This is a genomic window from Streptomyces sp. NPDC025651, assembly GCF_055558735.1.
On the sequence record NZ_JBVHLZ010000015.1, the window covers coordinates 65204 to 91664 of the forward strand.

The window sequence follows — 26461 nt, forward strand, 5'->3', positions numbered from 1 at the left end:
AAGGAACGCTACCGGTGGGTAACATCGCTGCCATGAGCGCAGACCAGATGTCGATCGGCGAGATGCTCGCCGCCACGGTTCCGATGGCCAGGACGCTGAACCTCGAGTTCCGTGAGACCGCGCCGGAGCGGGCCGTGGTGGCCCTTCCCGATCAGGCCGACTACCACAACCACGTCGGCGGCCCGCACGCCGGTGCCATGTTCACGCTGGGCGAGTCCGCGAGCGGGGCCATCGTCCTCGCCGCCTTCGGGGCCGAGCTCTCGCGCGCCGTGCCGCTCGCCGTCAGCGCCGAGATCTCGTACAAGAAGCTCGCGATGGGCCCCGTGACGGCCACGGCGACGCTCGGCCGCCCGGCCGCCGACGTGATCGCGGAACTGGACGAGGGAAAGCGTCCCGAATTCCCCGTCGCCGTCGCGATCCAGCGCGAGGACGGCGCGGTGACCGGCGAAATGACCGTGGTGTGGACGCTGCGTCCCCATAGCTGAGCGAATTCACTGGAAATCAGTGAGGTAAAAGGCGCCGCGACAATGTCGCGGCGCCTTTTCGTTTTCCCCGCACCGGGTGACGGGTCGACCACGGACGGTCACTCCATCGAGGGTGGCCCGGTGACCGGCGAGGCTCGTCCCGCGGTGCTCCGTTAGCATGTCTCGACTTACGCCGAGCGGCGCAAAGAGTGACTTAGCTAACTAACACCGGACAAAACGACCAAGAAAACGAGATCTATAGTGTCGCGGGTGCTTTCGCGAATAAACTGCAGAACTGCGTTCGCCGCGTGGCGTCAGCCACGGGTGATGCTGTGGACCGCGGCCGGTGTGGTGGCCCTCGCCTTCTTCATCGCGTTGGAGATCGCCGCCCGTCACTACGGCATGCCCGGGCCGATCACCAATCAGGCGCGCGAGGTGATCTTCGCCCCCAAGTCGGGCCCGCTGCTGTACGCCAGCATGGGCCTGATGCTGGTGGTGCTCACCTGGCGGCAGCGGTTCATCGCGATCGGCGTCGCCGTCGGCATCGACCTCGTCTTCTTCCTGGTGCGATGGATCGTCGACGCCAAGATGATGTTCGGCAACGGCGCCCTCTGGGTGATCATCGCCGTCGCCGTCATCGCCGTCACCCGCCGCACCGGGCCGGAACGCGTCCTGTTGCTGAAGGGCGTCGGCCTCGGCCTGCTCCTCGTGGCCGGCCGCAAGACCGGTGACGCCTGGCTGCTCATCACCTCGAAGACCCGCCCCATGGTCCTCGATCAGTACGTGGCGACCGCCGACCACGCGCTGGGCAACCCCTCGTGGGTGGCGGGCAAGATCGTCGAGGCCACCGGTTCGGTCGGCGCGCACGTCCTCGACTGGGTCTACATCCAGCTCGCGGTGGCCGCGGTCGCCGTCGCGCTCTACCAGCTGCGCAACGTGGCGAAGGAGCGCGCCTTCCCCGTCCACCACCTGGTGCGCACGTTCCTGGTGATCGGCCTGCTCGGCCCCGGCATTTACATGATCTTCCCGGTGGTCGGGCCGATCTTCGCCTACGGAGCCGACGGCACCCACTGGGCGGTGGCCCACCTGTGGCCGGACACCACGCCCGCGCTCGTCACCCCGCAGCACATGCCGTTCGACGAGATCACGCCGCGCAACTGCATGCCCAGCCTGCACACCGCGTGGGCGACCGCGATCTTCATCCACTCCCGCAAGGGTCCGCGCCTGCTGCGCTACGGCGGGGTGTTCTGGCTGATCACCACGCTCGGCGCCACGCTGGGATTCGGCTACCACTACGGCGCGGACATCATTTCCGGCGTGGTCTTCACGCTCACGATCGACGCGGCACTGCGTGCGTACGACCGCGGTTGGGACCGGTCGGGAATTCAGTTGGTCGTGTACGGCGCTGCGGTCTTCACCGCGATGCTGCTTTCCTATCGCTTCATTCCGATGGAAATGGCCCGGATTCCGTGGCTGTTCGGACCGCTTCTCGTTCTGGCGATGGCCTCGGTCATCTACGGCTACATGAGGACCATGCGCATGTGGCAGCCGAAGGCCGTGCCGGTCCCGAAGCCGGAACCGGCGCCCGAGCTGGTCTGAGCGCAGATGTGAACGCCTCGGGGGCGGCACCGTCCGGTGCCGCCCCCGAGGCGTTGCGCGTCCTCAGGACTGGGGACGGCTGCCGTGGTTCGCGCCGTTCTTGCGGCGGGCCTTCTTCTTGCGGCGTCGCTTCGAGGACATCGCTACCTCCTTGGTGCTGGTGTTGCTCCCGGGAAGGCCCGGGCGATCACGCGCCGCCTACCCAGAGCCACGCGTCGCGATGTTGTGGTCTGCGTCACTCCTGGAGTGCGTGGCGTGTTCAAGTCATTGACACGAGTCATCTCCGGTCGTAGTTTTCCCGCCGCTCCTCGTGGTGTCTAACGGTGTGTCAAGTCCGTCTTGTCGCATAGTGCGTTCAAAGGCCGAACGGCGACCCGCCATTGGCACGTGTACACGCTTCGCCTCGCAAGGCCGTGTCCGCGCACAGAAGGCACAGAAGGAAGTGACGGCTCATGTCCGACTCCGTGTCCCGCCGCTCCGCCCTCGGGCTGCTCGGCGGCGCGATCGCGGTGGCCGCCGCGGCCACCGCCGGTCTCGCGGTGCCCTCGCACGCGGCCGCCGGGGCCAGACGGGGCCCCGGCGCGGGTCCCCGCGTCGAGTCCCTGCTCGGCAAGCTCACCCTCGACGAGAAGATCTCCCTGCTGCACGGCGCACGGGACCCGAAGAACCTCGGCCAGGCCGGATACGTCCCCGGAGTGCCGCGCCTGGGCATCCCTCCGCTGCGGCTCGCCGACGGACCCGCGGGCGTCCGCGTCACCGCCCGCGCCACCGCCCTGCCCGCGCCCGTCCTGCTCGCCTCCGCCTTCGACCCCGCGCTCGCCCTCCGCTACGGCCAGTGCATCGGCCGCGAGGGCCGCGCCCTGGGGCAGGACGTGCTGCTCTCGCCGATGGTCAACCTCATCCGCACCCCGTACGCGGGCCGCAACTTCGAGACCTTCGGCGAGGACCCGCTGCTCGCCGCCGATCTGGTCGCCGAGGAGATCAAGGGCATCCAGGGCGAGGGCCTCATCGCGACCGTCAAGCACTTCACCCTGAACAACCAGGAGAAGGACCGCATGTCCATCGACGTGCGGGCCGACGAGCGGACGATGCACGAGACGGAGCTGCGCGGCTTCGAGGCGGCCGTCGCCGCGGGCACCGGCGCCGTGATGGGCGCGTACAACAAGGTCAACGGCACCTTCGCCTGCGAGAACAAGGCCCTGCTCGACGACGTCCTGCGCGAGCGCTGGGGCTTTTCGGGCTGGGTGATGACCGACTGGTTCGCGCAGCACAGCACCGCCGCCTCCCTCGCCGCGGGGCTCGACATGGAGATGCCGGGCGACCTCTACTTCGGCGGCGCCCTGAAGCGGGCCGTCGAGGACGGCAGCGTTCCCGAGGCGCACGTCGACCGCTCCGTGCGGCGGATCCTCGGCGTCATGGAGCGGTTCGGGCTGCTCGAAGGCAAGCCGCCGCGGCGCCCGGAGCGCGACCCCGCGGCCGGCGCCGTCGTCGCCCTCGACGTCGCCAAGGCCGGCGCCACCCTGCTGCGCAACGTGGACGGGGCCCTGCCGCTGACGGGCCGAGCCGCCCGTGACATCGCCGTCGTCGGGCCCACCGGCCGCCATCCGTTCGTCAGCGGCGGCGGCAGCGCCCATGTGATCCCCGACCGCGCGGAGAGCCCGCTCGACGCCATCACCGCCCGCGCCGGGCGCGGCGCCCGGGTCACGTACGCACTGGGCGAGGACCTCTACGGCAGGGCGATCCCCGAGGCGGCGCTCGGCGCAGGCCTCGACCCGGAGGGCCAGGAGGTCGCCGCGGGCAGGGAGTGGACGTACGAAGGGACCCTGACGCTCGACGAGCCCGACGAGTGGACGTTCGTCATCCACTACTCGGGCGAGCGGCCCAAGGTCGAACTGGACGGCGCCGAACTCTTCCCGCCGGTGCCCGGCATCGGTGAGTTCTTCTCCGGCGGCCTCGTCTCCACCGCCCCCGACGGGCTGCAGGTGCGCCGCGCGACCGAGGTCCTCACGCGCGGCGTGCACCGGCTGACGATCAAGGCGAAGGGCGGCGAGCACGGCCAGACGTTCCGGATCCGCCGCGTCACCGGAGCCACGCGCGCGGCGGACGTCGCCGAGGCGGTGCGGGCGGCGCGCGGCGCGCACAGCGTCGTCCTGTTCGCGTACGAGGACGCCACCGAGGGCCAGGACCGCACCCGGCTCGCCCTGCCCGGCCACCAGGAGGCGCTGATCAGGGCGGTGGCCGCCGCCAACCCGCGCACCACGGTGGTCCTGAACACCTCGTCGGCCACCTCCATGCCGTGGCTGGAGCGGACCGCCGCCGTGCTGCAGATGTACTACCCCGGGCAGGAGGGCGCGGCCGCCACCGCCGCCGTCCTGTTCGGGGACTGCGACCCCGGAGGACGGCTCACCCAGTCCTTCCCGGTGGACGACCAGCACCATCCGACGGCAGGGAATCCGCGACGCTATCCGGGGGTCGACGGCGTCGAGGAGTACTCGGAGGGCATCCACGTCGGGTACCGCTGGTACGACGCCGAAGGGGTGCGGCCGCTCTTCCCCTTCGGGCACGGCCTGTCGTACACCACCTTCTCCTACACGGATCTGACGGTGCGTCGCGTCTCCGGGCCCGGCGTCGACGTGAGCTTCGTCGTGCGCAACACGGGGGTGCGCGACGGGGTGAGCGTCGCGCAGGTGTACCTCGGGCCCTCTCCCGACCTGCGGATGAAACAGGCGCGGGTGCTCGCCGGCTATCGGCGGATCGAGCTGAGGGCGGGGGAGCGGCGGCGCGTCACCGTGCGCGTCGACGAGCGGACCCTGTCGGCGTGGGACGTGAAGCTCCCCGGCTGGGTGCTCGGCACCGGCCGTCGAACCGTCCAAGTGGGCACTTCCGCACGTGACGTGATCCTCTCCGCGAGCATCGACATCAAGGGAGCCGGTTGATGAGAAGAAGCAGGGCGAGCAGAGGGAACAGGGCGAGCAGAGGGAGCAGGGCGGGCGCGAGGCGGGGCAGGAGCCGGATACGGCGCGCCGCGTCGGTCGCCGCCGTCCTGGCGGCGGCCGCCGCGGCCACCCTCGTGCCGCAGCCGGCGGGGGCGGCCGGCTCCGCGGCCGAGAGCTCCACGACCGACGTGGACGGCGGCACGCTCGTGCGCACCCGGGCGGGCTGGATCCGCGGCGAATCCACCGCCGAGGGACGGCAGTTCCTCGGGATTCCGTACGCGCGCCGACCCGTCGGCGACCTGCGCTGGAAGGAGCCGCGGCCCGCCGAGCCGTGGGACGGGGTGCGTCAGGCCACGGCGTTCGGCAACCGCTGCGTACAGAGCGCCAGTTGGGACCCGGGCTACGAGAACCCCAGTCACACCGAGGACTGCCTGTCCCTCAACGTCTACGCCCCCGAGGGCCACGGAGGCGCGCACAAGCGCCCCGTGATGGTGTGGCTGCACGGTGGCGGGCTGACCGCGGGCGCGGGCGAGGACATCGTGCCCGACACCTTCGCCCGCCGCACCGGCACGGTCGTCGTGACCGTCAACTACCGTCTCGGCGCCATGGGTTTCCTCGCCACCGAGGGGGCCGACGGGCTCGACGGCGAGGCGTCCGACGGGGTATCGGGCAACTACGGCCTCCTCGACCAGCAGGCCGCCCTGCGCTGGGTGCGGGCCGAGATCGGCCGGTTCGGCGGCGACGCCGACCGCGTGACCATCGCGGGCGAGTCCGCGGGCGGCCGCTCCGTGTGCACCCTGATCGCCTCGCCCACCGCCCGCGGCCTCTACCGCGCGGGCATCGTGGAGAGCGGCGCGTACGGCGACTGCGCGGGCCGCGCGCGCGAGCGCGCCACCCGCGACGGTGCGGCCTTCGCGAAGAAGGCGGGCTGCCCGGACCCGAGGACGGCGCTCGCCTGCCTGCGCGCCAAGCCCGCCGAGGACATCCTCGCCGCGCAGGCCGGCTTCGACTGGGGCCCGGTCGTCGGCGGCGCCTTCCTGCCGAGGCAGCCGGGGGAGGCGTACGCGAACGGCGGCGCCGCCCGCGTGCCCGTCCTGAACGGCGCGAACAGCGACGAAGGAAGCCTCTACGCCTTCTCGCGGTACGACGGGCAGGGCGAGCCGCTCACCGCCGAGCAGTACCCGCGGGCGCTCACCGACGCCTACGGGCCCGAACTCGGCGGCCGTGTCCGCGCCGCCTACCCGCTCGCGGAGCACGCCTCGCCGACGCACGCCTACGGCGCGGCGGTCGGGGACCGGTCGTTCGCCTGCCCGGCGCTGCGCCTGAACACCGCGCTCGCGGCCCGCGGGCCCGTCTACGCCTACGAGTTCGCGGACCGCACCTCGCCGCCCTTTGCGTCACTGCGCGAGCTGGGCACCGACTTCGACTTCGGCGCGACGCACGTCAACGAAGTCCAGTACCTCTTCAAGCACTTCGGCCTGCCGACGCCGCTGAACGCCGAACAGCGGGCGCTCTCACGGCAGATGGTCCGGTACTGGGGCTCCTTCATCCGCGACGGAGTGCCGCGCGCCGACGGCGGGCCGACCGCGCCCGACCAGCGGGAGCGGCCAGGACGGGTGCTCTCGCTGCGCACCGCCTCGGCCGGCGGGACCGCGATCAGCACGACCGTGGGCGACGAACACCGGTGCGATCTCTGGGACGCCGTTCCGGCCAGGTGATCGCAGCCGGGTAGGCTGCCCGGCGTGCGCGGCCGAGGGGGGGGCGCGCACGCCGGGCACTGGCAATTCGAACCACGGGAGGAACCGGCGTTGCACGTCCAGGAGTGGCTGGAGCACGTACCAGCCGTCAGTATCTACGCGCTGGTGGGCCTCGTCATCGGACTGGAGAGCCTGGGCATCCCGCTGCCCGGTGAGATCGTCCTGGTCTCCGCGGCGCTCCTGTCCTCCCAGCACGGCGAGCTCAATCCGGTGATCCTGGGGGCCTGCGCCACCGCGGGTGCCATCATCGGCGACTCCATCGGGTACGCCATCGGGCGCAAGGGCGGACGGCCGCTGCTCGCCTGGCTGGAGCGGAAGTTCCCCAAGCACTTCAGCGCCGCGAACGTGGCGACCGCCGAGCGGTCCTTCCAGAAGTGGGGCATGTGGGCGGTCTTCTTCGGCCGCTTCGTCGCCCTGCTCCGCATCTTCGCCGGGCCGCTCGCGGGCGTCCTGCGCATGCCGTACTGGAAGTTCCTGATTGCCAACGTCCTCGGCGGCATCGTCTGGGCGGGCGGCACCACCGCCGTCATCTACTACATCGGCGTGGTCGCGGAGGACTGGCTCAAGCGGTTCTCGTACGTGGGGCTCGGCATCGCCGTGCTGATCGGTGTCGGCTCGATGCTGTTCGTCAAGCGGCGGGCCAAGAAGGCGGCGGCGGAGGCCGAGGCCGCGACGATCACGGTGGCCGAGCCGCAGCCCGTGCCCGCCGCCGACTGACTCACTCCGCGGCGTGCGCGTCGCGATGGGCCTTGGCGAGCTCGACGTACAGCGTGCCGTTCAGGGAGATGCCCTCGCGCTCCTCGTCCGTGAGCTGCCTGCGCACCTTGGCGGGCACGCCCGCGACGAGCGAGCCCGGGGGCACCTGCATGCCCTGGGGCACGAGCGCCTGGGCCGCGACCAGTGAACCGGCGCCGATCACCGCGCCGTTGAGGACGGTGGCGCCCATGCCGACCAGGCTGTCGTCCTCGACGGTGCAGCCGTGCAGGACGGCGTTGTGCCCCACCGAGACGCGCTCGCCGATCGTGATGGGGAAGCCCGGGTCGACGTGCAGGGTGCAGTTGTCCTGGATGTTGCTGTCGGCGCCCACCACGATGGGGCCGCAGTCGGCGCGCAGCACCGCCCCGTACCAGGCGCTCGCCCCGGCGTGCAGGGTCACCTCGCCGAGCACGACGGACGTCGGCGCGGTGAAGGCGTCCTGATCGATCTTGGGGTGCTTGCCGCCGATGCCGGTGATCAGTGCCTCGTGGCCCATCGGATGTCTCCCTCTTGTGTACGTCGTCACGCCTGACGGCACCGTACGGGACCCGGCGGTCCGTGCCGCCGCGTGGGGTGAAGATCACAGCGCGACGGCCTGCGCTCCACCGGGGCGCTGAGTAACGTGAGCGCGTGCCGAAGAACAGGAACACGTTCTCATCTCTCGCCGCCGGGCCGCGTCGCCTGGCGCAGCGTGCCGTCCACGCGGGCTGGGAGTGGGTGCAGCGCACGGGCGCGGTCACCGCGGAGCATCCGGGGCGGCTGCGGTTCGGCGCGATCGGTGAGGGCACGAAGCTGGCCTTCCCGCAGGGCACGGTCTTCGGCGAGCCGTGGATCCGGCTCGGCGACCACTGCATCGTGGGCCAGCACGTGACGCTCACCGCGGGGATGATGCCGGACCTCGACCTCGGGCCCGAGCCGATCCTGCGGATCGGCAACGGGGTCGTGCTCGGGCGCGGCAGTCACGTCATCGCCGACACGGCGGTGACCATCGGCGACGACTGCTACTTCGGTCCCTATGTGTACGTGACCTCCACCAACCATTCGTACGACGACCCGCACACGCCCATCGGCAAGCAGTGGCCGCGGATGGAGCCGGTGGAGATCGGGCCCGGCTGCTGGATCGGTACGGGGGCGGTGATCCTGCCGGGGGCGCGGATCGGGCGGAACGTGGTGGTCGCCGCGGGCGCCGTCGTCCGGGGCGAGGTGCCCGATCACGCCGTGGTGGCGGGGGCGCCCGCGCGGGTGGTGCGGACGTGGGATGCGGAGCGGGGCTGGCAGCCGCCTCTGCGCACGCCTGCGCCTGTGCCGATTCCTGAGGGGGTCACGCCGGAACAGTTGCTTGCCCTGGGGGAATTGGGCGAGGGATGACTGGGGCTGCTTTTCGGGTGCGGGTGATTCGTGGCTTGTCGCGCAGTTCCCCGCGCCCCTGACGGGGCACGGATGCGCAGTACAGTGTGTTGAACCCTGTATCCAGAATATTGGACGGAATGTGTCGGACCTCGACCAGCTGACCCAGTCCCTCGCGCGCAACCTCAGACGGTGGCGCAACGAAAGGGGCTTCACCCTCGACGCCCTGGCGGCCCGCGCCGGCGTCAGCCGCGGCATGATCATCCAGATCGAGCAGGCAAGGACCAACCCCAGCGTGGGCATCACGGTGAAGCTCGCCGACGCGCTGGGCGTCAGCATCACCACCCTGCTCGACTACGAACAGGGCTCGCACGTACGGCTCGTGCCGCCGGAGCAGGCGGTGCGCATGTGGTCCACGGAGGCCGGCAGCAGCACCACGCTCCTGGTGGGGACCGAGGCGCGTGGACCCTTCGAGCTGTGGTCCTGGCACCTGATGCCGGACGAGGGCAGCGACTCGGACGCCCATCCGCCGGGCACCGTCGAGCTGTTGCACGTCGCGCGGGGCGAACTGACCCTCGTCGTCGACGGTGTGGAGCACTCCGTCCCCGCGGGCACGGCCGCCACCTTCGAGGCCGATGTCCCGCACGGCTACCACAACAAGGGCGCCGAGCCGGTGGAGATGACCATGTCCGTCTCGGTGCCGCCCGCCCACGCGGCCTCCTACTGACGCCTGTTAGCGTGCCGCCATGCGTGCTCCTCTCGGTGATTTCGACGTCGTCCGCACCGCTCCCGAAGCCCTCGACCTGCTCGTCCCGTCCGTCGCGGACGCCGTACGCGGCTGGAGCGGGCCGGTGCCGGCCGACGAGCTGATCCACGTCGACACCGAGCCGGAGTGGGCCGACACGGCCACCTTCCTGGAGCACTACGGCCCCGAACTGCTCTCCCGGTCCGCCAACTGCGTGGTCGTCGCGGGCAAGCGCGGCGGTGAGACCACGCTCGCCGCGTGCGTCGTGCTGTCCGGGACACGGGTGGACGTGAACGGAGTCGTCCGCCGCCAACTCGGCGTGCGCAAGGCGTCGTTCGCGCCGATGGAGACGGCGACGGGGGAGACCGGAATGGAGTACGGCGGCATCACGCCGATCGGGCTGCCCGCCGCGTGGCCGCTGCTGGTGGACGCGGCCGTCGCCGACCTGCCGCACGTCCTGGTCGGCAGCGGCGGCCGGCGCGGCAAGCTCATCGTGCCGGGCAAGGTCTTCGCCGGGCTGCCCGGCGCGGTCGTCGTCGAGGGGCTCGGCGTCGCCGCCTGAACCTCAGGAGGGGCGGCAGTCTCAGGAGGGGCGGGTCCTCAGGAGGGGCGGCGCCGCAGTCGCACCCGGTACGCGTAGCGCTCCGGCAGGAAGCGGCTGACCGCCAGCTCGACGGGGCGCCCCGCCGTACTGACGTACAGCCGGTCGATGCGCAGCAGCGGATGCGCGGGCGGGCAGCCGAGGCGGGCGCTCGCCTCCGCGTCCGCGAGGGCGACTGTCACGCTCTGTTCCGCCTCGGCGACGGGGTGCGGGAGCCGCCCGTCGAGCAGGCCGATCACCGTCGACCTGCCGACCGTGCCCCTCTTCGTCAACTCCGGCAGGCCGGCGAGGAGTTCGCCGACCTCGGGCGGCAGGAACACGGTCGTCAGGCAGAGCGGGGCGTTCTCGTGCAGTCGCAGGAGCACGGCCCTGTCCACCTGGTCGGTGCCGAGCCGCAGCCGTCCCGCCGCGTCGCGGTCGGCCGCGCGGCGCAGCGGCGAGACGAGCCGCATCGTCGTGTCGAGGGACAGCGCCATCAGATCCTCGACCGAACCGAACTGCCGCACGTAGCGGTCGTGTCGGCGCGCCGCGAACGTGCCGCGGCCCGGGGCCCGGTCCACCAGGCCCTCCGCCACCAGGTCCTGGAAGGCCCGCCGCACCGTCTGGCGGCTCACGCCGTTGGCCGCCGCGATTTCGGCCTCCGTGGGCAGCCGCACGCCTTCGGGGAAGTCGTGCCGCAGGATCGCCTCGCGCAGCTCGCGGGCCAGGCGGGCGTAGGCGCTGTCACCCCGAACGGACACGGAGACCCCCCGAGGTTCAGCCGTCCAGGCCGCCGCGCGCGACCAGTTGACGGGCGATCACATTGCGCTGGATCTCGTTGGTCCCCTCGCCCACGATCATCAGCGGCGCGTCGCGGAAGTAGCGCTCGACGTCGAACTCCGTGGAGTAGCCGTTGCCGCCGTGGACGCGGACCGCGTCCAGCGTGATCCGCATGGCCGTCTCCGACGCGAAGAGCTTGGCCATGCCCGCCTCCATGTCGACGCGCCGCCCCGCGTCCGCCTCGCGCGCCGCGTGCAGGGTGAGCTGACGGGCCGCCGACAGCGAAGTGGCCATGTCCGCGAGGTAGTTGCCGATGGACTGGTGCTGCCAGATCGGCACCCCGAACGACTCCCGCTCCTGGGCGTAGCGCAGCGCGTCCTCGAACGCGGCGCGCCCCACGCCGAGCGCACGCGCCGCGACCTGCAGCCGCCCGGTCTCCAGGCCCTTCATCATCTGCCCGAAGCCCTTGCCCTCGACCCCGCCGAGCAGCGCGTCGGCCGGTGCGCGGTAGCCGAAGAAGAACAGCTCGCAGCTCTCCACGCCCTTGTAGCCGAGCTTCGGCAGGTCGCGCGAGACGGTCAGGCCGGGGCCGTGCTCGACGAGCAGCACCGAGATGCCGCGGTGGCGCGGCTCGGCGTACGGGTCGGTCTTGCACAGCAGCGCGATCAGCCGGGAGCGGCGGGAGTTGGTGATCCAGGTCTTCGCGCCGTCGACGACGTACCCGTCCCCGTCGTCGGCGCGGCGCGCGACGGTGCGCAGCGCCTGCAGGTCCGAGCCGCCGCCCGGTTCGGTCAGCGCCATCGTGGCGCGCACCTCGCCGGAGGCCATGCGGGGCAGCCAGCGGCGCTTCTGCTCCTCGGTGCCGAAGTGCCCGAGGAGCTTCGCGACGACCGTGTGGCCGCCCATCGCGCCCGCCAGGCTCATCCAGCCGCGCGCCAGCTCCTCGGTGACCAGGACGTAGCAGGACGTGGAGACGGGGGTGCCGCCGAACTCCTCGGGCACGGCGAGCCCGAAGACGCCGAGCTCCTTCATCCCCTCGATGAGCTCCTCGGGATAGGTGTCGGTGTGCTCCAACTCGCGTACGACGGGCCGGACCCGGCGGTCGACGAAGTCCCGTACGGTCGCGACGACGAGTTGCTCGTCGGGCGGCAGGGTGTCAAGGGCGCTCACCGGCACACCCCTTCCGCGCGCAGCCGTGCGATGTCGTCGGGGCCGCGGCCCAGCTCGGCGAGGATCGCGTCGGTGTGCTCGCCCGCCTCCGGCACCGGATCCATGCGCGGGACGACTCCGGAGAGGGCGGCCGGGGGCAGCAGCGCCTGCACGGGCTCGTCGGTGCCCGGCACCTGGATGTCCCGCCAGCGTCCGCGCTCGGTGAGCACCGGGTGGTCGAGGAACTCGTGCACGGAATTGACCCCGGCGTTGGCGATGCCGGTGCGGTCCAGGAGCTTCATCGCCTCCTCGCCGCCGAGTTCACGGAAGCGTACGGAGATGATCGCGTCGAGGGCGTCGCGGTGCGCCACGCGGTCGGCCCCGGTGGCGAACCGCGGGTCGTCCGCCAGCTCGGGGCGGCCGATGAACTCCCGGCACAGGGCGGCCCATTCGCGCTCGTTCTGCACGGAGAGCAGCACGTCCTTGCCGTCGGCGGCGGTGAACGGGCCGTACGGCGCGACCGTGGCGTGCCGGGCGCCGACGCGGGGCGGCTGGGTGCCGCCGTAGCGCGTGTAGTAGGCGGGCTGGCTCATCCACTCGGCGAGGGCGTCGAAGAGGGAGACCTCGACGGTGGGCGCGCGGCCGGTCGTCGCGCGGGTGAACAGGGCGGAGAGGATGCCGCTGTAGGCGTACATGCCGCCCGCGATGTCGGCCACCGAGATGCCCACGCGCACCGCCTCCTCGGGCGTTCCGGTGAGCTGGAGCAGCCCGGTCTGGCACTGCACGAGCAGGTCGTACGCCTTGCGCTCGGCCCAGGGGCCTTCCGTGCCGTAGCCGCTGACGGTGCAGGGGATCAGGGACGGGTGGCGGGCCTGCAGCTCCTCGGGGCGAAGGCCCATGCGGGCGGCGGCGCCGGGGGCGAGGTTCTGCACGAACACGTCGGCGCCCGAAAGGAGTTCGGCGAGGATCTGCCGGCCCTGTGCCGACTTGAGGTCGAGGGTGAGGGACTCCTTGGAGCGGTTCAGCCAGACGAAGTAGCTGGCCTGGCCGTGCACCGTGGTGTCGTACCGCCGCGCGAAGTCGCCGCCGCCCGGACGTTCGACCTTGATGACGCGGGCCCCGAGATCGGCGAGCTGCCGGGTGGCGAAGGGCGCGGCGACGGCCTGCTCCAGGCTGACGACGGTGATGCCGGCGAGGGGGAGGGGAGGTGGCATGCCGCGTTTGTACGGCCAAAGGGCGAAGCGGGTCAATGGCGGCTCCGCGCCTCCGCGAGGCGGGCGGCCCGATCTCGACGTACGCCCGACGTACGGCCGACGCGCTCCTGAAGGGCGCAGTTCAGCCGGTGCCGTCACGGTGCTGAACGCACCGTCGTCCCCACCGTACCGAGAACGGAACTGTCATGGCCTCGACATCGCTCGTTCCGACGGACACCGGTTCGTACGTCACCTCCATCGCGGACACCCCCGAACAGATCAGGGCCGCCCAGCGGCTGCGCCACCGCGTCTTCGCACAGGAGATGGGCGCGCGTCTCGACACCCCCCTGCCCGGCCACGACATCGACGCCTTCGACGACCTCGCCGACCACCTCGTCGTCACCGACACCTCGACCGGCGACGTCGTCGGCACCTACCGGCTGCTTCCCCCGGGGCGCACCGAACGGTCCTACTCCGACGGTGAGTTCGACCTGCGCGCGCTCGGCGGCCTGCGGTCCTCCACCGTGGAGGCGGGCCGCTCCTGCGTGCACCCCGACCACCGCTCCGGCGCCGTCATCAACCTCATGTGGTCGGCGCTCGCCCGCTACGTCCTGCTCTCCGGCCACCGCCACCTGGCGGGCTGCGCCTCCGTGCCGCTGGCCGACGGCGGCCGGGCGGCGGCCGGGGCCTGGCTGCTCGGCACCGCCAAGCACGCCGCGCCGCCCGAACTCCGGGTCCACCCCCGGCGCCCCTGGACGCCCACGGGCCCGGTGCCGGAGCGCCCGACGTACGCCGACATGCCGCCCCTGCTGCGCGGCTACCTCCGCCTCGGCGCATGGATCTGCGGTGCCCCCGCACACGACACCGACTTCGACGTCGCCGACTTCTTCGTGCTCCTCGACATGGAGCGGCTCAGCGCGCGCCACCGCCGTTACTTCCTCGGGGCGCACGCGTGAGGGGCCCCTGGACGGTCGACCGCGGCTGCCCCGCGAGCTGCGCGGCGGAGCCGGACGCACGCGTGCCGCTGGGTGAACTCGCCCGCAGGTACGCCGCGTTGACGTACACCCTGACCCGGGCCGTGGCGCGGGGCGAGCGGCTCGCCGAGCCCCAGGTCCTGCGGGCCGAGGCGCACGCCGTCCTGCGCGCGCTCGGGGTGCGCCTGGAGGTGGCGCGTGCCGCACGGCTGAGCGCGCGCGACCGCGGCGTGGGCACGCTCGTCGTGGCCAACCACATCTCCTGGCTCGACGCCGTCGCCCTGCTCGCCGTCGAGCCGGTGAGCGTCCTCGCCAAGCGCGAGGTGGGCCGGTGGCCGCTGATCGGCACGCTGTCCCGGCGGGTGGGGACACGGTTCATCGACAGGGACGGCAGCCCGCGCCGACTGCCCCGCGCCGTGGCCGAGTTGGCGCGGGACCTGCGGGGCGGCACGTCCGTCCTGGTCTTTCCCCAGGCGACGACGTGGTGCTCCGCGACGGGCGGCGGCTTCCGGCGGGCCGCTTTCCAGGCTGCGGTGGACGCGGGCGCACCGGTGCGCCCCGTGACGGTCGAGTACCGGCAGGGCGGCGCCGCCGTCACCGCGGCCGCCTTCCTGGGCGAGGAGGACTTCACCGCCTCGCTGCGCAGGGTGGCGGCCGCGGCCGACCTGACCGCCCGGGTCACGGTCCACGATCCGCTCGTCGGCGCCGACCGGCGGGCGCTGGCCGAGGCCGCGCGGCGGGCCGTGGTCGCAACGGCCGCCCCGCTCAGCGGCGGTTCCTGGCGCGCGGCCGCCTGCGGTCCGCCTGCCGCAGGCAGGTCCGCGAGCCGGGGGCGGTCGGGCGCGTGACGCAGACGGTGCTGCTGTCGAGCGGCGCGTCCGCGAGGCGGCGCCAGATCAGGGCGACGTGGCGGGCGAAGCGGACGGCGGGCTTGTGGGCGAAGACGATGTACGCCATGAGGGCACCTCCCGAAGGGGCGGCGCGGCAGCGCGAAGGGACGCGGGAGGCGTCAGCGCGTACCGCGAGGAGACGGGTGAAGGGTGTTCAGGAGTCGGCTGCGACTCGGACTCGGACTCTGGTCCACGGTTCCCGCCTCCTCTCCTCAGGCTTCGCATGTGATGCGACAGGGACGCGATCGCCCCCAAGGTAAACGGCGGTTGCCCGTCGGACCAGGGGCCGAAGGTCCCGAACCGTCGCGTCGGGAGCTACGCGGCCGCGTCCGCGGCGTCCCCTCCGCAGGGGGCGGCGGGGGACCCGGGGGCCACGGACGCCGCGGCCCTCGGGGCGCACTCGATCATGAGCAGGAGCGCCTCGTCCCTGGCCCACGCGCCGATGTGCTCCCTCAGCTCGCCCGCCATCCGGTCCAGGCACACACCGGGGTCGAGGGCGTCCAGGGCTCCCGCGCGCGATGCGAGGGGGTAGAGGGTGCCCTTGGCGTCGGGGGTGTCGCTCGCGCCGTCGGTGTGCAGGAGCAGGCGGCGGCCCGGTGTGAGCCGGACCGTGGTGGCGTAGATCGGGATGTCGTGGTCGACCAGGTCGAAGAGGCCGAGCGGGGGCAGCAGCGAGACGAGGCTGAGCGGGTGCGCGATGCCGTCCGCCACGACCAGCGGCGGCGGGTGGCCGCAGCAGAGCAGGGTCGTGGTGCCGTCGTCGGCGACGGCGATGAGCAGGGCCTTGGCGAACAGGTCGTCCTTGGCGAGCAGGGTGTCCAGGCGCCGGGCCGACTCCGCGAGGCCGGGTGTCTCGCCCGCGGTCCTGGCCCATTGGTAGAGCAGGCTCGCGGCCTTCTCCTGGGTCCCGGCGCCTTTGCCCATGAAGTCCACGACCAGGAGGCGCACGCCGAACGCGGTGGGCCGCAGGTCGCAGAAGTCGGCGGTCATCCTCCCCTCGGCGTCGGCGGGCAGGGCGCGCATCTCGACGCGTACGTTCCCGATCCACGAGGAGGCGTTGCGCAGGTGGTCGGGTTCGGCCGCCTCGGCCGGGCAGGGGGCGGAGGGCCGGCCGAGGCAGCGCGCGAGGACGGTGAGCAGAACGATGTTGACCAGGGTCGCCCCGATGACGATCGGCCGGTCGCGCCAGTGGTCCATGCCGAGCAGCAGCGTCGCCCCGAACGCCGCGGCGCCGGTCAGGAGGGACCGGCGCCGCGGGGCGGGAAGGAACAGGGGCAGCGCCGAGACACCGGCCAGGGCCGCCACGACCCCGGGGTGCGTCCCCCTGAAGGCGATGTCGAGGGCGACGACGAGGGCGATCCCCAGGACGACAGCAGCTCTGACCGTGTGGACCGCCCTCGGAACGGGAAGTTGAGACATCGCCGCACCATGCCCTCTCGCGCTTCGCCTGCGGCACAGCGTAGCGACGGGACGGCAGTGCTTCGGTGCGACGACAGAACAGGGCACCGGCGCGGTCAGGGGCGGTCGCTCAACGCCCCGTCAGACGCTTGAAGTTGTCACCGAACGTCCACCCCTTCGAGCCGTCCCAGTTGATCGACCACGTCATGAGGCCCTTCAGGCCGCCGTTGTACGTGTTCCACGCCTGGGCCACCAGGTTCGGCGCCATGTAGCCGCCGCCCGCGCCCGGTTGGGCCGGGAGCCCCGGGACCTGCTTGTCGTAGGGGACCTTGATGGTGGTGCCCTGGATGACCAGGCCCTTGTTGAGGCAGTCGGTCTGCTTGGTGAAGCCCTGGACGGTGCCCGCGGAGTAGGAGTCGCCGGAGCAGCCGTACATGCTGCCGTTGTAGTACTGCATGTTGAGCCACCACAGGCGGCCGTTGTCCGCGTACTTCTTGATGATCGGCAGGTACGCGCCCCAGATGGAGCCGTAGACGACGCTGCCCCCGGTGACGTACGCCGTCTCGGGGGCCATCGTGAGGCCGAAGCCCGCGGGCATGCGGGCGAGCACGCCGTCGATGATGCGGATCAGGTTGGACTGCGAGGGCGAGAGCTGGTTGATGTTGCCGCTGCCCACGAGGCCGGTCTCGATGTCGATGTCGATGCCGTCGAAGTTGTACTTCTTCAGGATCGGCACGATCGTCTCGACGAAGCGGTCCGCGACGGCGGGCGAGCTCAGGTCGATCCCGGCCGCCGCGCCGCCGATGGACATCAGGATGGTCGCGCCGTCGGCCTTGGCCTGGCACATCTCGGCGGGCGTCGCGACCTTCACCGTCGCGTCCATGCCGTCCTCCCACAGGACGGTGCCGTCCGAACGGATCACGGGGAAGGCCGCGTTGATCACGTTGTAGCCGTGCTCGCGGATGCGGGAGTCGGTGATGGGGGTCCAGCCGAACGGCGGGTGCACGCCGTTGGCGGCGCCGTCCCAGTTCTCCCAGTACCCCTGGAGCACCTTGCCCGCGGGCTTCGGCTTGAGGGCGCAGGTGTCGGCCCGCGGCGCGGGCGACGCGGCGTCCGGGGCGGCCGCGGCGGCCGGCAGTTGTGCGACACAGACCAGTGCCAGGGCGGACCCCAGCAGGCGTAACGTCCGACCGATCACGCTGTGCTCCCTGGGTGCGGTGGGGGAGGGGGAGGGGGACCTGGAGGCGTGCGTGGTGCGATGCGTCAACCTAGGCTGGCCTGGACCAGCCGTCAATAGGTCTGTACCAAAGGGGAGTTGACGGTGTGGGGGCGGGTGTCGGGGCGGCTCAGTCGTCCACCGGGAGGCCTTTGGGTTCCTTGATCCGCTTCATGATGATCTGGGAGTTGACCTCCGTGACCCCCGCGAGTGCCGTGAGCCGTTCGATCCAGAGCCTCTCGTACGCGGCGAGGTCCGCGACGGCGATGCGCAGCAGGCAGCCGGGGCTCCCGAACAGGCGGTGCGCCTCGATCACGTCGGGGATGTCCTGGAGCGCCTCCTCGAACGCCTCGACCGTCTCGCGGTCGCGCCGCACCTCGATCGAGACGAGCACCTCGAAGCCGCGGCCGACGGCCGCCGGGTCGACGACCGCGCGGTACCCCTGGATCACCCCGTCGAGCTCCAGCTGGCGCACCCGCCGCATGCACGGCGACGCGCTCAGGCCGACCCGCTGGGCCAGCTCCTGGTTGGTCAGTCGCCCGTCGTTCTGCAGCTCGCGCAAGATGTTACGGTCGATGTCGTCCATGGCGCAATTATCCACCACGCACATTGCGGAGGCGTCAGATCTTGGCAAGCACATTGCGCCGCGTTCGATCTATCGTTGCGTTGAGGTCGGCCACCACTCGGGAGGCTGATGGGCCTCGGGATTCCTGGGAGGTACGCAGACGTGGGAGCACAGGCGCGACGGATCGTCGTCATCAGCACCGGCGGGACGATCGCGAGCCGCTGGCAGGGCACCGGCTTCGCCGCCGACGCCCCCGGCCGCGAGGTGCTCGCCACGGCCGCGCTGCCCCAGGGCATATCCTCCGAGGTCATCGACCTGTTCAACGTGAACAGCCCGCGCCTGACCTCCGCCCAGCAGCTCACCCTGCTGCGCACCGTGCACGAGGTGCTCGCCGACCCCGGCGTCGACGGCATCGTCGTCACCCACGGCACGGACACCCTGGAGGAGTCCGCCTTCCTGCTCGACCTCCACCACGACGACCCCCGCCCCGTGGTCTTCACCGGGGCCCAGAAGCCGCTCGGCGCCGAGGACGGCGACGGGCCCGGCAACCTCTACGACGCGCTGCTCACCGCCGCGACCGTCCGCGACCTCGGTGTCCTCGTCGTCTTCGACGGCAAGGTGCACGCCGCACGCGGCACCGTGAAGACCCAGACCCTGGCCGCCGACGCCTTCGCCGACCCCTCCGGACCGCAGGTCGGCAAGGTCGGCTTCGGCAAGGTCTCGATACTGCACCGCCCGGAGCGCCCCGCGCCGCTGCCGCTGCCCTCCGCGGCGGTGACCCTGCCGCGCATCGACATGGTCATGCACCACGTGGACGCCGACCCGCTGTTCGTGGAGACGGCGGTCGCGGCGGGCGCCCAGGGCGTCGTGCTCGTCGCCACCGGCGCGGGCAACGCGACCCCCGAGTTCGTCCGCGCCGTCACCGCCGCCATCGACAAGGGCGTCCTGGTCGCCCTCACCACCCGTGTCCCCGCCGGCCCCGTCACCGAGATCTACACGCACGGCGGTGCGGTCGACCTCGCGGCGGCCGGAGCGGTGCTCACGGGGACGCTGCGGGCGGGGCAGGCGCGGACCGCGGTGCTCGCGGCCCTGCTCTCGGCCTCCGGCCCGGGGGAGCGGGTCGAAGCCTTGCGTCACGTCGTCGGTGCGGCCGTGGCTTCGGGTGAGGCCGCCGCTGCCTGATCGTGTTTGTCTGCGGGGCCGTTGTGGCTGGTCGCGCAGTTCCCCGCGCCCCTCACGGGGCGCTTCGGCCCCGGAAGAGAAACAAGCAAGCACCATGAGTACCGCTTCTGTACCCGCCCTTCGTCGTGAGCACGATCTGCTCGGCGATCGTGATGTCCCCGCGGACGCCTACTGGGGCATCCACTCCCTGCGGGCCACCGAGAACTTCCCCATCACGGGCATCCCGATCTCCGTGTACCCGCAGCTGATCGACGCGCTCGCCGCCGTCAAGCAGGCCGCCGCCCGGGCCAACGAGGAGCTCGGTCTGCTCCCGAAGGCCAAGGCCGACGCCATCGCCGCCGCCTGCGCGGAAATCCGCGGGGGGCGTCTGCACGACCAGTTCGTCGTCGACGTCATCCAGGGCGGCGCGGGCACCTCCACCAACATGAACGCCAACGAGGTCGTCGCCAACCGGGCGTTGGAACTCCTCGGGCACCCCAAGGGCGCGTACGAGCACCTGCACCCCAACGAGGACGTCAACCTCAGCCAGTCCACCAACGACGTCTACCCGACCGCGGTCAAGGTCGCGACGATCAGCGCGGTGCACGGGCTGCTGCGCGCGATGTCGGTGGTGCAGGACGCCTTCGCGGCAAAGGCGCTGGAGTTCCGTGACGTCCTGAAGATGGGCCGCACCCAGCTCCAGGACGCGGTGCCGATGACGCTCGGCCAGGAGTTCTCCGCGTACGCCGTGATGCTCGACGAGGACCGGATGCGCCTCGCCGAGGCCGTCGAGCTGATCCACGAGATCAACCTCGGCGCCACCGCGATCGGCACGGGCCTCAACGCCCCCGCCGGATACGCCGAGACCGCCCGCCGCCACCTCGCCGAGATCACCGGCATGCCGCTGGTCACGGCCGCCAACCTGGTCGAGGCCACGCAGGACTGCGGCGCCTTCGTGCACCTGTCGGGCGTCCTGAAGCGGATCGCCGTCAAGCTCTCCAAGAGCTGCAACGACCTGCGGCTGCTCTCCTCGGGCCCGCGCGCGGGGCTCAACGAGATCAACCTGCCGCCGGTGCAGGCCGGTTCGAGCATCATGCCGGGCAAGGTCAACCCGGTCATCCCCGAGGTGGTCAACCAGGTCGCCTTCGAGGTGATCGGCAACGACGTCACCATCACCATGGCCGCGGAGGCGGGCCAGCTCCAGCTCAACGCCTTCGAGCCGATCATCCTGCACTCGCTGGCGAAGAGCATCACCTCGCTGCGCGCGGCCTGCCACACCCTCGCCGAGCGCTGCGTGGAGGGCATCACCGCCAACACGGAGGTGCTGCGGGCCTCGGTGGAGACGTCCATCGGTCTGGTGACCGCGCTCAATCCGCACATCGGCTACACCGCGGCGACGGAGATCGCGCGCGAGGCCCTGAGCACGGGGCGGGGCGTGGCTGAACTGGTGCTGGAGAAGGGGCTGTTGCCCCCGGAGCGGCTTGCCGAGCTGCTCACGCCCGAGCGGGTGGCGGGCGCTGCCTGAGCCCCGTAAGGGGCGCGGGGAGCCGCGCGACCAGCCACATCGAGCCCGCAGAAAGACGACTCAGCGGCCAGCCACAAGCACATCCAACGCCGCCTGAGCCGTGAACTCCCGCTGGCCGCCCCGCACAAGCAACTCCGCTTCGGCGAAAGCCGGGTCATCGGCGTGGGCGGCCACATAGGGGATGGCCACACACCGCATCCCGGCCGCCCGCGCAGCCTCCGCGCCAGGCGCCGCGTCCTCGAAGACCACGCAGTCCTTCGGCTCCGCGCCGAGGAGCGCGGCCGCGGCGAGGAAGACGTCCGGGGCGGGCTTGCCGCGCGGGACCTCCTCGGCCGAGACGAACGTGGTCAGCTGGGCGTCCAGGCCCGTGCCGGCCAGGATCGCCCCGATGGCCGCGCGCGAGGAGCCGGACGCCACGGCCATCGGCACGCCCGCGTCGTGCAGCCGCTCGACGAGCTTCCGCATCTCCGGGTAGACGTGCGTCTCGGCGCGGGCCAGCGCCAGATAGCGGCGGTCCAGGTCGGCGAGCAGCTCGGCATGGGACGCCTCGATCCCGTACTCCTTCTTCCACGTCGCGAGCGTCTCGTGGGAGCTGATGCCGACGTAACGCTCGTTGTCGGCCCAGGTGTACTCGCGGCCCGCGTGGTCGGCGAGCAGGGCCCGCGAGGCCTCGAAGTAGTTGGGCTCGCTGTCCACGAGTGTGCCGTCGAGATCGAAGATGACCGAGGTGGTACCGAAGGTGCTCATGTCTCCAGCATGCCAAAGGCCCAGCTCACGAGCGCTCGGCGGTCGTCAGGACCGGCTCACGACCGCGTGGCCGTCGCCCTGCCCACCGACTCGACCAGCGGCAGGAGCCGGTGCGGCACCCGCTCCCGCAGCGCCATCTCCGTACGCGTCCGGACCACGCCCGGCAGCTTGATCAGCTGCTGGATGACGTCCTCCAGGTGGCCGTTGTCCCGTGCCGCGACACGGGTCAGCAGGTCGCCGCCGCCCGTGATCGAGTGCGCCTCGATGATCTCGGGCACGGCGGCGAGCGCGTCCCCGACGTCGTCCAGGTGCCCCTGGGTGACCTCGATGTGGACGAAGGCGAGCACGGGGTGGCCGAGCGCGGCGGGGGAGAGGAAGGGGCCCGTGCCGGTGATCACGCCGTCCCGCTCCAGGCGGTCGAGTCTGGCCTGCAGGGTGCCGCGGGCGATGCCGAGGACGCGCGCGTACTCGCGCAGGCTGGTGCGGGGCTGTTCGAGGAGCAGTCGCAGGATGCGGGTGTCGAGTTCGTCGACGGCCATGGTCCGAGGTTCTCCCAGGTGGGCGAGGCTGAACGGTGGTGACTGTAGCCGCTGGCCACGGAGTTACGGCTGTGCCTGGGCCGCGATGAACTCGTCCCGGGCGGCGACCGCGTCGGCCGGCGGCGCGGAGATCCTGGGCACGGCGCCGAAGTCCGAGTACTCCTCGTTGATCACCTCGCGGCCCCTCCTGCCCCTGCCGGTCTCCCGGGACCTGAGGACGAGGTCGTCCTTGCCGGCCCACATGTCGATGCCCCTCCCCGTGACCTGCACTGTTCTTGCTTCTCCTGGGTCGTACCGACTCGGCGGTGCCGGATGTGGGGTGATCCTAACCGCGAGAGCTCGTACGCGCGTGCCCATATTCGAATGGGTGTCTTTCCGCTGAAATCGTGACGTACGGGATTGTCCGGGGAAACCTCCACTTCAACCCCCGGCGCTCCAGGGGTGATTCACCTTCCACGGAGGTACGCATGCAACGGCGCAGAATCCGGCCCGGACGGACCGGGCGGCATCTCGCCGCCGCCGGAGCCCTGGGGGCGGTGTGCGCGACCACGGCCCTGGTCCCCCAGGCGACCGCCGCGCCGCTCCCGCCGATGGTCCACTACACGGGCCCGCTCCAGGCCGAGTACAACGCCCCGACCAAGGTCTCGGCCAAGTTCAGCGCCACCGGCGGCGGGATCTCCGGGGCGAAGGCCACCTTCAGCGTGGGCGACGGGTCGTGCACGGCCACCACCGGCGCGGGCGGCACCGCGTCGTGCACGCTGCAGCCGCGGGGCAAGCCCGGCCGGCACGGGGTGAGCGTGCGCGTGGAGAGCGAGAAGGGCAACGTCGGCACCTCGCGGGCGTTCCGGATCACCAGGGCGACGACCCAGCTCGATTACACCGGCACCAAGCACCTCGCCAACGACGAACCCGCCCGCCTCGCCGCGTCGTTGACGGACGGCGCGGGCCAGCCGGTCCCGGGCCGCCCGGTCCGCTTCGGGCTCGGCGCCGGCGCGCACCGCCAGGACTGCACCGGCGAGAGCGACGCCAAGGGCGCCGCGGCCTGCACCGTCGACAAGGCCGACCAGCCGCTGAACGACAAGGGCACCGTGCCCGTCGACGCGGCCTTCGCCGGAGACACGTACTACAAGCCGTCCCGGGCCGAGGCGACCGCCCTCCTGCAGTACGCCACCGGCCGCGCCTACGGCGTCATGGGCCGGGTGAACCTGCTGCTCGCCAAGCTCGACCTGCCGCCGCAGCCCGACACCGGCAGGATCCGCACCGCGCGGGCCACCACCACCGCGCCGCCGTGCGGCGCGGAGGTGCGCACGCTCGTGCTGGACGCCGACGCCGTGTGCGCCAAGGTCGTCACGAGCCTCGCCCCGGGAAAATCGACGGCGACCACGACCACCACCGGGGTGCGGATCGGGCTGCCGGGGCTGCCCGTGATCGAGGCCGCCGGGATCGAGGCGGTCTCCACCAGCACCTGCGAGGGCACGAGCGGCCGCGCCCGCCTGACGCTGAAGATCGCGGGCAAGGAGGTCGTCGTCGCCGAACCGAACACCGAGATCGACCTGGGCCTGGCCAGGCTCGTCGTCGACGAACGGCTGCCCGTGCCCGGCGCGGACCACGGCCTGACCGTCAACGCCCTGCACCTCAAGGACCGTCTCGGACTGATCGACGTCGTGCTCGGCTCCGCCACGAGCGACGCCCACCACTGCAAGCCGAAGGGCAAGGAATGAGCAAGCGCAGCAACCGCCACGGGCCGCGCGCCGCGCTGTGCGCCACGGCCCTCGTCGCCGCGGGCGCCCTCGCCGCCGCCACGGCACCGGCCCCGGCGGCCGAGTCGCCCGCCCCCACCGCAGTGAACACGGCGGGCATCCGGCTCACGGGCCCCGATGCGGACGGGTTCCGCCTGGTGAAGCAGGACCGGCTGAGCCCGGACACGTACGTCAGTGAATGGCGCGGCGGCGGCGTGACCGTGCGCACGGCCACCCGTAGGGGCGCGGAGGTCCGCGTCGACGCGGGGGAGCGCGACCTGCGGGTCGACGTCAGCCAGTCCACACCCATGCGGGGCAAGAGCGACGCCCAGCTGCGCGCGGCCTACCGCGACCGGGTCGCCACGGCCGCCGAACAGGTCGTCGCCATGGGCGCCGATCCCGCCCGGGCCCGCGAGGAGTTCGGCGACGGCAGGGCGGCCGAGATCATCGACAGCTGGTGCGTCGACTACGACGCCGAGGACGGCGCGATCGACTCGCGCGCCTGCGCGGTCCGCAAGCTCGACCAGGACAGCCCCCAGCACGGCCGCTACATCGTCGACGAGATGACGCACTCCGCCGTGGGCAAGGAGACCACGTGGCTGACCTACCGGATGGCCCGGGTGGAGACCACCGTCAAGTACAGGGGCGCCCAGAACGTCGTGAAGTGGGAACCCGCCGACGACACGGACCTGAAGGGCAGTTGCGCCACCGTCAACGTCGGCCTCACCGGCACCAGCGGCCAGACCTTCGGCGTGCAGAAGGAGATCTGCGGCGACACCCACGGCCCGGCGCAGCTCCCCGACGCCAAGGACATGACGTTCAAGTTCGCCTGGAGCGGCACGTCCAAGGTGAACCACTACGTCAAGGCCATCGGCACCACGCTGGTGAAGCAGGGGAACAAGGAGGACAGGAGCCACACCGCGCTGAGCACCCACGTGTGGTGGACGTGGCGGTTCCTGATCTGAGGCGCCCGCGCCTGTCCTCGTCGCCCCGGCGGCTCCCCGCGCGCTACCTGGGCGTGACCCACACCTGCCGCTTGTTCGTGTTCGCCGTGTACAGCTGGACCTTGGTGCCGTTGGCGGTGGAGCCGCCCGTCACGTCGAGGACCTTGCCGGACGCGGCGTGCACGATCTGGCCCCTGGCGTTGACCGACCAGCGCTGCGAGGCACCGCCGGTGCAGTCGTAGAGGCTGATCTTGTTGCCGTTGGTGCTCTTGTTGCGGTAGTTGTCCAGGCACTTGCCCAGGGCCCGGAAGGTGCCGTCCTTGCCGAGGATCCAGGACTGCGCGACGCCGCCGTTGCACTTGTAGAGCTGGATCTGCGTGCCGTTGGCCGCCTTGCCGCCCTTGACGTCCAGGCACTTGGCGCCGATGCCGGTGACCTTGCCCTGCGGGGACAGGGCTGCGCCGCCGCCGCGGGCCAGGTGCCGCAGGCCCTGCACGTCGTACTGCTGGACGTAGGTGCCCGCGCGCTTGTCCTGGTAGGCGTTGGTGGGCGTGCACATCACCGGGAACTGGCCGGAGTCCGTGCCCTTGACGCAGTCGCCGCGCGCCGCGCTGCGGTTGGCGTGCGCGAGGCCCATCGTGTGCCCGAGCTCGTGGCTGATGTGGTTGCGCAGATACGTCGCGCCCATGGACGGCGCCGGCTCGCCGTCCGCGGTGAAGAACTCGTCGTCGATGTAGGCGTGCCCGCTGGTCACCGTGTCGGCGACGGACGAGGAGTAGAAGCCGCAGCTCAGGTTCTTGCTGCCGGAGCCGTCACGGACGACCTTCCAGCCCTGCGAACCGCCGTCGGCGGGCGGTACGCAGGGGCGGTGCAGCAGGCCGATGACGATCTCGCCCTTGGGGCGGACGTGGTCCCAGCCGACCGGACGCGTGTCGACGGTCACCGGCAGGGAGGTCACCCGCTTCAGGTCGGCCGCGGACGCCTTGACGTAGGGGGCCAGCCAGTCGGCGGCCTTCTTGTCGTAGAACTTGATGGTGTAGCCGGTCGCGAGGTACTTGGACGCGCCGCCCGACACCCAGCCCTCGCCGTGCGGGGCAGCGGCGGCGCGCCGGGCCGGGGCCGCCGAGCGGGCGGGCTCCAGCGTCATGACCCCGTCCTCGAAGGCCGTCCCGTCCGGGCCCGAGACGCCGAAGTCCGCCTTCTCCGCGTGGGACGGCGCGGCCGGCGCGGCGGCCGGGCGCGTGGTCCGCGGCTCCTCGTCGCCGCCGGTGCCGAAGGCTGCGGGCGACAGCTGGATCCCCGCCACGACGGCCGCCGCGGCTCCTGCGGCGGCCATCGCCATGCGGCGCTTGCGGGCGCCGCGCCTGCGTATGGAACTCACGTCTCCGTCGTCCTCTCGCTGTGGAGCATGGGCGGACCCCGGGCCCGCTCCGGTGGGGAACGGGGATCCGGGGTCG

The 26461-nt window shown here is 72.1% G+C and carries 26 protein-coding genes; 14 read left to right on the top strand and 12 right to left on the bottom strand.

Annotation, left to right across the window (positions count from 1 at the left end):
• Positions 1-32: 32 nt before the first annotated feature.
• Both ACZ4D5_RS37990 and ACZ4D5_RS37995 read left to right on the top strand, forming a co-directional pair.
• The gene (locus ACZ4D5_RS37990; RefSeq protein ID WP_467777038.1) at positions 33-485 is read left to right on the top strand and encodes a DUF4442 domain-containing protein; all 453 of its coding nucleotides are present in this window, start codon (positions 33-35) and stop codon (positions 483-485) included.
• A gap of 306 nt (positions 486-791) precedes the next feature.
• Entirely contained in the window at positions 792-2063 is a 1272-nt protein-coding gene (locus tag ACZ4D5_RS37995) for a phosphatase PAP2 family protein (RefSeq protein WP_467777039.1), read from the top strand.
• Between the two features lie 63 nt (positions 2064-2126).
• Here the strand turns inward: ACZ4D5_RS37995 and ACZ4D5_RS38000 are convergent, their stop codons facing one another.
• Positions 2127-2204: a 50S ribosomal protein bL37 gene (locus tag ACZ4D5_RS38000; RefSeq protein ID WP_370443954.1), complete on the bottom strand. Its 78-nt coding sequence runs from the start codon at positions 2202-2204 to the stop codon at positions 2127-2129.
• A 311-nt stretch (positions 2205-2515) separates the two neighbouring features.
• Between ACZ4D5_RS38000 and ACZ4D5_RS38005 the strand changes: the two genes are divergently transcribed.
• From ACZ4D5_RS38005 to ACZ4D5_RS38015, 3 genes are all read left to right on the top strand, one after another.
• Positions 2516-4999 (top strand): beta-glucosidase, encoded by a 2484-nt coding sequence (locus ACZ4D5_RS38005; RefSeq protein WP_467777040.1) that lies wholly within the window; start codon positions 2516-2518, stop codon positions 4997-4999.
• Positions 4999-6717: a carboxylesterase/lipase family protein gene (locus ACZ4D5_RS38010; RefSeq protein WP_467777041.1), complete on the top strand. Its 1719-nt coding sequence runs from the start codon at positions 4999-5001 to the stop codon at positions 6715-6717. The genes ACZ4D5_RS38005 and ACZ4D5_RS38010 overlap by 1 nt, the downstream gene beginning before the upstream one ends.
• A gap of 90 nt (positions 6718-6807) precedes the next feature.
• Entirely contained in the window at positions 6808-7473 is a 666-nt protein-coding gene (locus ACZ4D5_RS38015; RefSeq protein ID WP_467777042.1) for a DedA family protein, read from the top strand.
• A gap of 1 nt (position 7474) precedes the next feature.
• Here ACZ4D5_RS38015 and ACZ4D5_RS38020 read toward each other — a convergent pair whose 3' ends face one another.
• Positions 7475-8008 carry a gamma carbonic anhydrase family protein gene (locus ACZ4D5_RS38020; RefSeq protein WP_467777043.1) on the bottom strand — a complete coding sequence of 178 codons (534 nt, stop codon included), beginning with the start codon at positions 8006-8008 and terminating at the stop codon, positions 7475-7477.
• A gap of 134 nt (positions 8009-8142) precedes the next feature.
• Between ACZ4D5_RS38020 and ACZ4D5_RS38025 the strand changes: the two genes are divergently transcribed.
• The 3 genes from ACZ4D5_RS38025 to ACZ4D5_RS38035 all read left to right on the top strand — a co-directional run bounded on the left by ACZ4D5_RS38025 (position 8143) and on the right by ACZ4D5_RS38035 (position 10166).
• A complete protein-coding gene (locus ACZ4D5_RS38025) occupies positions 8143-8880 on the top strand; it encodes an acyltransferase (protein WP_467777044.1) in 738 nt (245 codons plus the stop codon).
• Positions 8881-9001: 121 nt separating this feature from the next.
• The gene (locus ACZ4D5_RS38030; RefSeq protein ID WP_467777045.1) at positions 9002-9586 is read left to right on the top strand and encodes a helix-turn-helix domain-containing protein; all 585 of its coding nucleotides are present in this window, start codon (positions 9002-9004) and stop codon (positions 9584-9586) included.
• 19 nt (positions 9587-9605) lie between these two features.
• Entirely contained in the window at positions 9606-10166 is a 561-nt protein-coding gene (locus ACZ4D5_RS38035) for a YbaK/EbsC family protein (RefSeq protein ID WP_467777046.1), read from the top strand.
• A gap of 38 nt (positions 10167-10204) precedes the next feature.
• Here ACZ4D5_RS38035 and ACZ4D5_RS38040 read toward each other — a convergent pair whose 3' ends face one another.
• Genes ACZ4D5_RS38040 through ACZ4D5_RS38050 form a run of 3 tightly spaced genes read right to left on the bottom strand, consistent with a single transcriptional unit; the run spans position 10205 to position 13327 of the window.
• Positions 10205-10945 carry a GntR family transcriptional regulator gene (locus ACZ4D5_RS38040; RefSeq protein ID WP_467777047.1) on the bottom strand — a complete coding sequence of 247 codons (741 nt, stop codon included), beginning with the start codon at positions 10943-10945 and terminating at the stop codon, positions 10205-10207.
• A 16-nt stretch (positions 10946-10961) separates the two neighbouring features.
• On the bottom strand, positions 10962-12134 hold the full coding sequence (locus tag ACZ4D5_RS38045; RefSeq protein WP_467777048.1) for an acyl-CoA dehydrogenase family protein: 1173 nt from the start codon (positions 12132-12134) through the stop codon (positions 10962-10964).
• On the bottom strand, positions 12131-13327 hold the full coding sequence (locus ACZ4D5_RS38050) for a CaiB/BaiF CoA transferase family protein (protein WP_467777049.1): 1197 nt from the start codon (positions 13325-13327) through the stop codon (positions 12131-12133). The genes ACZ4D5_RS38045 and ACZ4D5_RS38050 overlap by 4 nt, the downstream gene beginning before the upstream one ends.
• A 185-nt stretch (positions 13328-13512) precedes the next feature.
• Between ACZ4D5_RS38050 and ACZ4D5_RS38055 the strand changes: the two genes are divergently transcribed.
• On the top strand, positions 13513-14262 hold the full coding sequence (locus ACZ4D5_RS38055) for a GNAT family N-acetyltransferase (RefSeq protein WP_467777050.1): 750 nt from the start codon (positions 13513-13515) through the stop codon (positions 14260-14262).
• Positions 14259-15128 carry a lysophospholipid acyltransferase family protein gene (locus ACZ4D5_RS38060; RefSeq protein WP_467777051.1) on the top strand — a complete coding sequence of 290 codons (870 nt, stop codon included), beginning with the start codon at positions 14259-14261 and terminating at the stop codon, positions 15126-15128. The genes ACZ4D5_RS38055 and ACZ4D5_RS38060 overlap by 4 nt, the downstream gene beginning before the upstream one ends.
• A 357-nt stretch (positions 15129-15485) precedes the next feature.
• Here the strand turns inward: ACZ4D5_RS38060 and ACZ4D5_RS38065 are convergent, their stop codons facing one another.
• The 3 genes from ACZ4D5_RS38065 to ACZ4D5_RS38075 all read right to left on the bottom strand — a co-directional run bounded on the left by ACZ4D5_RS38065 (position 15486) and on the right by ACZ4D5_RS38075 (position 18370).
• On the bottom strand, positions 15486-16589 hold the full coding sequence (locus ACZ4D5_RS38065; protein ID WP_467777052.1) for a SpoIIE family protein phosphatase: 1104 nt from the start codon (positions 16587-16589) through the stop codon (positions 15486-15488).
• 109 nt (positions 16590-16698) lie between these two features.
• Complete coding sequence (locus ACZ4D5_RS38070) at positions 16699-17763, bottom strand: chitinase (protein ID WP_467777132.1); 1065 nt, start codon at positions 17761-17763, stop codon at positions 16699-16701.
• 151 nt (positions 17764-17914) lie between these two features.
• Positions 17915-18370, bottom strand: a complete 456-nt coding sequence (locus ACZ4D5_RS38075) for an Lrp/AsnC family transcriptional regulator (RefSeq protein ID WP_467777053.1) — start codon at positions 18368-18370, stop codon at positions 17915-17917.
• A gap of 108 nt (positions 18371-18478) precedes the next feature.
• Here ACZ4D5_RS38075 and ACZ4D5_RS38080 point away from each other — a divergent pair, with 108 nt between their 5' ends.
• Entirely contained in the window at positions 18479-19531 is a 1053-nt protein-coding gene (locus ACZ4D5_RS38080; RefSeq protein ID WP_467777054.1) for an asparaginase, read from the top strand.
• Positions 19532-19625: 94 nt separating this feature from the next.
• Complete coding sequence (gene aspA / locus ACZ4D5_RS38085; protein WP_467777055.1) at positions 19626-21035, top strand: aspartate ammonia-lyase; 1410 nt, start codon at positions 19626-19628, stop codon at positions 21033-21035.
• Positions 21036-21095: 60 nt separating this feature from the next.
• Here aspA and ACZ4D5_RS38090 read toward each other — a convergent pair whose 3' ends face one another.
• The 3 genes from ACZ4D5_RS38090 to ACZ4D5_RS38100 form a co-directional block, all read right to left on the bottom strand.
• Entirely contained in the window at positions 21096-21782 is a 687-nt protein-coding gene (locus ACZ4D5_RS38090; RefSeq protein ID WP_467777056.1) for an HAD family hydrolase, read from the bottom strand.
• Positions 21783-21838: 56 nt separating this feature from the next.
• Entirely contained in the window at positions 21839-22321 is a 483-nt protein-coding gene (locus ACZ4D5_RS38095; protein WP_467777057.1) for an Lrp/AsnC family transcriptional regulator, read from the bottom strand.
• A gap of 63 nt (positions 22322-22384) precedes the next feature.
• Positions 22385-22591 (bottom strand): hypothetical protein, encoded by a 207-nt coding sequence (locus tag ACZ4D5_RS38100; RefSeq protein ID WP_467777058.1) that lies wholly within the window; start codon positions 22589-22591, stop codon positions 22385-22387.
• 197 nt (positions 22592-22788) lie between these two features.
• On the opposite strand from ACZ4D5_RS38100, the gene ACZ4D5_RS38105 reads away from it, so the two are divergent.
• Together ACZ4D5_RS38105 and ACZ4D5_RS38110 are read left to right on the top strand one after the other, a co-directional pair.
• Positions 22789-24042, top strand: coding sequence for a choice-of-anchor P family protein (locus ACZ4D5_RS38105; protein WP_467777059.1), 1254 nt, complete (start codon positions 22789-22791; stop codon positions 24040-24042).
• Positions 24039-25025, top strand: a complete 987-nt coding sequence (locus tag ACZ4D5_RS38110) for a hypothetical protein (RefSeq protein WP_467777060.1) — start codon at positions 24039-24041, stop codon at positions 25023-25025. Before ACZ4D5_RS38105 ends, ACZ4D5_RS38110 begins: the two co-directional genes overlap by 4 nt.
• Positions 25026-25068: 43 nt before the next feature.
• Here ACZ4D5_RS38110 and ACZ4D5_RS38115 read toward each other — a convergent pair whose 3' ends face one another.
• Positions 25069-26385: an RICIN domain-containing protein gene (locus tag ACZ4D5_RS38115; protein WP_467777061.1), complete on the bottom strand. Its 1317-nt coding sequence runs from the start codon at positions 26383-26385 to the stop codon at positions 25069-25071.
• Positions 26386-26461 lie beyond the last annotated feature (76 nt).

Excerpts from the sequence above, each read along its gene's own strand:
- ACZ4D5_RS37990 (WP_467777038.1), top strand. The coding sequence starts at position 33 with ATGAGCGCAGACCAGATGTCGATCGGCGAGATGCTCGCCGCCACGGTT.
- ACZ4D5_RS37995 (WP_467777039.1), top strand. The coding sequence starts at position 792 with ATGCTGTGGACCGCGGCCGGTGTGGTGGCCCTCGCCTTCTTCATCGCG.
- ACZ4D5_RS38000 (WP_370443954.1), bottom strand. The coding sequence starts at position 2,204 with ATGTCCTCGAAGCGACGCCGCAAGAAGAAGGCCCGCCGCAAGAACGGC.
- ACZ4D5_RS38005 (WP_467777040.1), top strand. The coding sequence starts at position 2,516 with ATGTCCGACTCCGTGTCCCGCCGCTCCGCCCTCGGGCTGCTCGGCGGC.
- ACZ4D5_RS38010 (WP_467777041.1), top strand. The coding sequence starts at position 4,999 with ATGAGAAGAAGCAGGGCGAGCAGAGGGAACAGGGCGAGCAGAGGGAGC.
- ACZ4D5_RS38020 (WP_467777043.1), bottom strand. The coding sequence starts at position 8,008 with ATGGGCCACGAGGCACTGATCACCGGCATCGGCGGCAAGCACCCCAAG.
- ACZ4D5_RS38035 (WP_467777046.1), top strand. The coding sequence starts at position 9,606 with ATGCGTGCTCCTCTCGGTGATTTCGACGTCGTCCGCACCGCTCCCGAA.
- ACZ4D5_RS38050 (WP_467777049.1), bottom strand. The coding sequence starts at position 13,327 with ATGCCACCTCCCCTCCCCCTCGCCGGCATCACCGTCGTCAGCCTGGAG.
- ACZ4D5_RS38055 (WP_467777050.1), top strand. The coding sequence starts at position 13,513 with ATGGCCTCGACATCGCTCGTTCCGACGGACACCGGTTCGTACGTCACC.
- ACZ4D5_RS38065 (WP_467777052.1), bottom strand. The coding sequence starts at position 16,589 with ATGTCTCAACTTCCCGTTCCGAGGGCGGTCCACACGGTCAGAGCTGCT.
- ACZ4D5_RS38075 (WP_467777053.1), bottom strand. The coding sequence starts at position 18,370 with ATGGACGACATCGACCGTAACATCTTGCGCGAGCTGCAGAACGACGGG.
- ACZ4D5_RS38080 (WP_467777054.1), top strand. The coding sequence starts at position 18,479 with ATGGGCCTCGGGATTCCTGGGAGGTACGCAGACGTGGGAGCACAGGCG.
- aspA (WP_467777055.1), top strand. The coding sequence starts at position 19,626 with ATGAGTACCGCTTCTGTACCCGCCCTTCGTCGTGAGCACGATCTGCTC.
- ACZ4D5_RS38090 (WP_467777056.1), bottom strand. The coding sequence starts at position 21,782 with ATGAGCACCTTCGGTACCACCTCGGTCATCTTCGATCTCGACGGCACA.
- ACZ4D5_RS38095 (WP_467777057.1), bottom strand. The coding sequence starts at position 22,321 with ATGGCCGTCGACGAACTCGACACCCGCATCCTGCGACTGCTCCTCGAA.
- ACZ4D5_RS38105 (WP_467777059.1), top strand. The coding sequence starts at position 22,789 with ATGCAACGGCGCAGAATCCGGCCCGGACGGACCGGGCGGCATCTCGCC.
- ACZ4D5_RS38110 (WP_467777060.1), top strand. The coding sequence starts at position 24,039 with ATGAGCAAGCGCAGCAACCGCCACGGGCCGCGCGCCGCGCTGTGCGCC.